This window comes from Saccharopolyspora tripterygii (genome assembly GCF_054778355.1).
The window spans coordinates 1-5,557 of the sequence record NZ_BAAGZP010000051.1; the positions used below are offsets into that span (position 1 = coordinate 1).

Genomic DNA, 5,557 nt, shown 5'->3' on the forward strand with positions numbered 1-5,557 from the left:
CTACAGCGGCCTGACACCACTCAACCCCGCGTGTCAACCAAAGCCTGGGCAGTCCCGTGGGTTCATGCTTCTGTCGCTGTCGGTTCGTGTCTGCACGGGTTAGCCGATAGCTACGTGCAATCCACGTGCAGGTTGGTCCCACGGGGTCATTCGGCCGACAGCACCGGATCGATCTCAACCAGGTCGGTACCGCATGCATCCTGTGATGAGCCCGCACGCGAACCGTCTACGAACTGGGCACGACGTCCTGCGCGGATAAGAACGAGCAGACGCCGACCGATCCACCAGGATTCCCTTCACAATCGTTTCCCTCTGCGGGGGTTTTGCGGCGTCTCGGGCTTCGGTCGTCTCAACTCGGTACTGCGATGAGCGGAGGCTTGGAGCCTACGGACGTTGCAGTCACACCCGGCGAACGATGCCGACAACCTGCGTCCTCGTCACTCACACGCGGCTCGTTGTTCGGCCGCGAACGCAGGACACCGCGCGGACCAGCGACTTCGAGCATCCAGGGACAGGTTGGTCCTGGTAAGGGGCGACGGTGCGGCAGAACCTGGTCGTGAGAGCTCGACACGACGAGGAGGGCAGTGATGAGCGGAGCAGCGACAGGGGCAGGCGACATCGCGGGGGCTCCGCGGACCGTTGTCGTCACCGGAGGGAACAGCGGCCTCGGGTACGCGTGCGCGCAGGCGATCCTCGGTTCCGGCGATGGACCGTGGCACGTGGTGATCGCATCCCGCAACGCAGATCGCGCGCAGGCGGCCGTTGACGCGCTGGCTGCCGATGCCGCGGCGGGCAACTCGGTGGAGGCGATGACGCTGGATCTGGGCTCGCTCGCCTCGGTCCGGTCGTTCGGAACCGAGCTGACAGGACGGCTGAGGTCGGGCGGGTTGCCGGTGCTGCACGCCGTGGTGTGCAACGCGGGCGTGCAGATGGGGGCGAACGACGCCAGGACCGCGGATGGGTTCGAGTCGACGTTCGGGGTCAACCACCTGGGCCACTTCGCCCTCGTCAACGAGCTGCTGCCGGTGCTGGAGGCGCCGGCGCGCGTGGTCGTGGTCTCCAGCGACACCCACGACCCCGGGCCCGGTCGAGGGCTCGCACCCGCTTGGAACGACCCACGTGCCCTCGCGCGCGGCGAGCTCGGGCAGGCAGCGGCGAAGGACAACGCGCTGACGCGAGGGCAGCGTCGCTACTGCACCTCCAAGCTGGCGAACATCTACTTCACCTACGCCCTGGCCCGGCGGCTGCCCGAAGGCGTCACCGCCAACGCGTTCAACCCCGGGATGATGCTGGACACCGCGCTGGGGCGCTCGATGCCCGCTCCGGTCCGGTTCGCGCTCGACCACGTCGTGCCCCGGTTCACCTGGCTCTTGCGCAGGGTCCTGACGAACAACATCCGCACCGCCGAGGAATCCGGTCGCGCGCTCGCCTGGGTCGCCACCGCCCCCGAGCTGGCCGGCACGACGGGCCGGTACTTCGACGGGCGCCGGGACGTTCGCTCCTCCGAGGAGTCGTACGACGCCGCGCGCGCGGAGCAGCTCTGGGACGACAGCCTGGTCCTGACCGGCACGATCACCACTCCCTGACGCAGCAGGAGACCTCATGTCCACTACCGCAGTACCGATGTTGTCCGCGGCCGAGCGCGACCGCCGATGGGCTCTCGCCCGCGAACTCATGGAGCGCGAGGGGCTGGACGCGCTGCTCGTCTTCGGTGAGCACGAGGACGCCGGCCCCGCGTCGGTCGCCTACGACAGGTGGTTCACCAACGGCAGGGCCGGCACGACGGTCATCTTCCCCAGGAACGGCGAACCCGTCGTGCTCCTGCCTTCCGCGCAATACATCATGGATCACCTGGAGTCCTCGCGGCGCGGCGACTCGGTGTGGATTCCACCTGAGAACCTGCGCGGATCTCGTGACTCGGGGGCCATCTCCAGCGCTCTCGACGAGTTGGGGCTCGCCAAGGGCACCATCGGCGTCGTCGGATTGGGACCCCAGTTTCCGTGGCACCCGGAAGGTCTTGTCCCCTACCGACTCTGGGACAGCGTGCTGTCGAATTTCCCCGAGGCGCAGTTCACGTCGGTGGACGTGGCGCTGGGCCTGCTGGTCAGCCGGCTGAGCCCCGAGGAGATCGACGTCGTGCGCTACGCGGCGGAGGTCGGCGACGCCATGGTGCGGGCCATGGTCGAGACCGCGGCACCCGGCGTCGGCGAGCACGAGGTGTTCGCAGCGGGCATGGCGGAGGGCTACCGGCGAGGGACGATCCCGCCCGCGATGCACTTCTGGTCCGGCGCAGACCCCGTGGCGACCGGCTGGCCGGCGTGGGGTTATCGCCCGCAGGCGCCCCGAGTTCTCCAGGATGGCGACATCATCTACGCCGAGGTGTTCTCGCAGTGCGGCGGACGAGAGGCGCAGAACCAGGTCACGATCGCCGTCAGCGACGTGCACCACGACTTCTACCGAGCGGGGGACGTCGCCCGCGCGGCCTACGACGCCGGACTCCAGGAACTGCGTCCCGGTCGCACGTGGGGCGAGGTCGTCGAAGCGGTGCACGCACCCCTCGACGCGGGCGGCGGTTCGATGTTCCTGATCGCGCTCCACTCGCTCAACCCGGGTCTGGTGGTGGGCCGCGGAAACGGCGACATCAGCGCGCTCCCGGGTGCGCAGGCGTACCCACCGGTGACCGGTCACCCGGCCCTCATGCCGGACATGGAGCTCGCGCCGGGGATGACCTTCGTCCTCGAACCGCAGTACGCCTTCGGACGCCACCTGGTCCACGTCGGCGGAACCGTGATCGTCACCGACGACGAACCCCTGGAGCTCAATCCGTCCACGGCGCAGATCCTCCCGGCACGAGGAACACCGCGACCCGACCGGGCGCTCGCGGGCTGACTACTTCGGGGCGATGCGGAGGATTCCGCTGACCGTGCCCTGGTAGAGGACGCGGTCCTGGGTGATCGTGCCGACCATCTGGAGGGTGTCGGCGAAGAAGCCGAAGCCGGTCGGGTGCGAGTTGACCACCGCGCCCGTCTTCGGGTCGATCGCGACGTAGCGGAAGGCGCCCAGCTCGGTGCGCTCGCTGGTGTAGATCAGGCCGTCGCCGGCGAACCTCGGCACGGCCGCCGAGCGGACCTCGTTGGTCCAGCTGATCTCGCAGCCGTCGTCGTGGACGTCCACCTTGCTCATGCCGCCGGTGAACGGCACCCACGCGGGGTCGCTGCCGCCCGCACCTTCCGGCGTCGCCGGGTACGGGTAGCCGTAGGTGTTGGCGACGAACACGCTGCCCCCTGCGCCGATCGGCGAGTTCTCGGTGCCGTCGCTGACCGGGATCGTGCAGACCGGCGCGCCGCTGCCGGTCTTGTAGACGATCAGGTTCTCCTTCTCGGCCGCGTTGTCGGTGATGGCCAGGTACTCCGTACCGGTGCGCGGACCGAAGAAGGTCGGGGTCGCGCCGGAGCCCCAGCTCAGCTGGCCCGGCTTGCGCGCGGGACCGCGGTCGTAGGGCTGGCGCCAGACCACGCGCGGAGCGTCCGTGCCGTCGAGCAGGTACTGCGCGTGGCTGGTGGTGACGGCGACGCCTTCCGGCGCGGTCGAGATGCTGTTGTCCACCCGCTCGCCCTCGGGCAGGCGCGTGGTGGCGACGGCACCCGTGCGCGGGTCGACGAAGCCGACCACCGCGTCACCCGTCGCGAACCACACGCGTCCCGCGAAGTCGGGCATCAGCGAGGTCACGCTGTCGCAGTGCGCGGAACCGCAGTGCTCCGAGACGACGTGGTCGAGCGGGGTGCGGTGCTCGACGAAGAGTCGCCAGGCCCCGTCCTCGCCGTTGCGGTCGTGCGCGATGCGCAGCAGGTCACCGTTGCCGTCGACCGCCACCATCCGGTCCCGCTCGTCGAGGTAGGCGTAGACGCCGCCGAGCAGCGATCCCTTCGGCAGGTCCAGCGACGCCACCGGCTCACCGGTCGCCGGGTCCAGCAAGAACGCCACCGGAGCCCGGCCGACGATCTTGGTGCACAACGCCTGCGGGAACCCGTCCCCGCCCTGCAGGACCGTGGGGCAGGCGGCGCCGAGCGGAATCCGGCGGCTCTCGACCGGACCGGTGCCCGGCCCGGCGAACGGCGTGGTGTCCGAGGACGCGCTGTCACCGTGCATCGTGGACAGACCGTTGGACCCGAGGGCGGGGTTCTGCGGCGGCGCGGGGGAAGCGGACGCCGGAACGGCCAGCACCGATCCGAGGAAGGCGGCTGCGGCGACGACACGAAGTGATCGGAAGAGCACGTACTGGACGGTAACCGAATCCCTTCGCCCGCCCAAAGGAATCTCACATGGTGCTACCGGGCGCGACGAAGGACCGCGGTGGTCAGGCTTCCCCGGCCGAGCTCCGGAACGCCGCGAGGACGATGTCATCCACGACGTGGGCCACGTAGTCGTCATCGATGGGTTGCCTGCGGATCATCTTGAGGGTCAGCGGGGAGGAGACAATCTCCTCGAAGAGACCCCGATCCACCGGGGCAGGAAGTTCCCCGCGCGCAACGGCTCGGCTGATGACCCGTTCCGGGAGCCGAGCGCCGCTCGGGGTCGTGCGCTCCAGCTCCTCGGCGATGCCGGCGTCATCGGGCCTGGCCTGCGTCACGCCGAGGGCCAAGCGGCCGTCGAAGCCGTTGAGCAGCGTGGCGAGCCTGCTCGCGTGCGCGATGAGGTCGCCGCGGAGGAAATCCGCCTCAGCGATCTCCGGGTAGCGCAGGACGTGATCGTTCAACGCCGCGACCAGCAGGTCGTGCTTGTCCTGCCAGCGGCGGTAGATGGTCGTCTTCGCCGTTCCCGCCTTGGCCGCGACACCCTCGATCGAGAATCCGGCGTAGCCGCGCTCAGCGAGCAGTTCGCGCGTCGCGGCGAGGATCGCCTGGTCCCGACCTGGGTCTCGTGGTCGTCCTGCCGTAAAAGTCCTTCCCAATTTCGCAGGTATTTGCACGTCACCCGGGTGAACGTCAAATACTTAAGAAATTGGGGACCACCTGGCGCACGGGCTGGACCGCTCCGAGTGTGCGAAGCCACCTCGGTGGCCGCGGAGCGCGGTGTCGTGCTTGAGCGCGCAGAACTGCGGCTGCCCGGCGAGGCAGAACTCGCAGCGCATGCACGAACCGGCGATCGCCCCGACCCCGACGTGATCGCCGACCGCGATCTGCGAGGTGTCGACGGCGTCCCCGGCAGCTTCCCACGACATCGACCGCCTCGTGGCCTGCCACCAGTGGATACGTGCTGATCCCGGCCTCGTTGCCGATCATCATGACGTCGGTGTGGCAGACCCCGCGGTGCGTGACGCGGACATCCACCTCCTCCGGGCCCAGCGGCTCGGAGTCGTAGGAGTACGACCTGAGCTCACCACCTGGCCGGTCCACCGCGAACACTTCGACCCGCGCGCCGCCCTCCGATTTCGATACGCTTCCGTCGCGTATCGAAATGTGCCAGCAGTTAACCCGGTTCGCCAGGCTCGAACCCCTCAGAGCCTGTTCCTGAACTAGCGAGTGAGGCGCTTGCTGATGGTGTGGATCATGGCCCA

At 69.0% G+C, this 5,557-nt stretch carries 5 protein-coding genes; 2 read left to right on the forward strand and 3 right to left on the reverse strand.

The genetic code is table 11. The annotated features are described in order from the left end of the window. Nucleotides 1-587 precede the first annotated feature (587 nt). Entirely contained in the window at nucleotides 588-1,586 is a 999-nt protein-coding gene (locus ACYVF3_RS31405; RefSeq protein WP_461157907.1) for an SDR family NAD(P)-dependent oxidoreductase, read from the forward strand. Nucleotides 1,587-1,602: 16 nt separating this feature from the next. Beyond that, a complete protein-coding gene (locus ACYVF3_RS31410; RefSeq protein ID WP_461157908.1) occupies nucleotides 1,603-2,889 on the forward strand; it encodes a M24 family metallopeptidase in 1,287 nt (428 codons plus the stop codon). Here the strand turns inward: ACYVF3_RS31410 and ACYVF3_RS31415 are convergent, their stop codons facing one another. From ACYVF3_RS31415 to ACYVF3_RS31425, 3 genes are all read right to left on the reverse strand, one after another. Next, entirely contained in the window at nucleotides 2,890-4,275 is a 1,386-nt protein-coding gene (locus ACYVF3_RS31415; RefSeq protein WP_461157909.1) for a hypothetical protein, read from the reverse strand. Between the two features lie 82 nt (nucleotides 4,276-4,357). After that, nucleotides 4,358-4,951, reverse strand: a complete 594-nt coding sequence (locus tag ACYVF3_RS31420; RefSeq protein ID WP_461157910.1) for a TetR/AcrR family transcriptional regulator — start codon at nucleotides 4,949-4,951, stop codon at nucleotides 4,358-4,360. A gap of 42 nt (nucleotides 4,952-4,993) precedes the next feature. Beyond that, nucleotides 4,994-5,221 carry an alcohol dehydrogenase catalytic domain-containing protein gene (locus ACYVF3_RS31425; RefSeq protein ID WP_461157911.1) on the reverse strand — a complete coding sequence of 76 codons (228 nt, stop codon included), beginning with the start codon at nucleotides 5,219-5,221 and terminating at the stop codon, nucleotides 4,994-4,996. Nucleotides 5,222-5,557 lie beyond the last annotated feature (336 nt).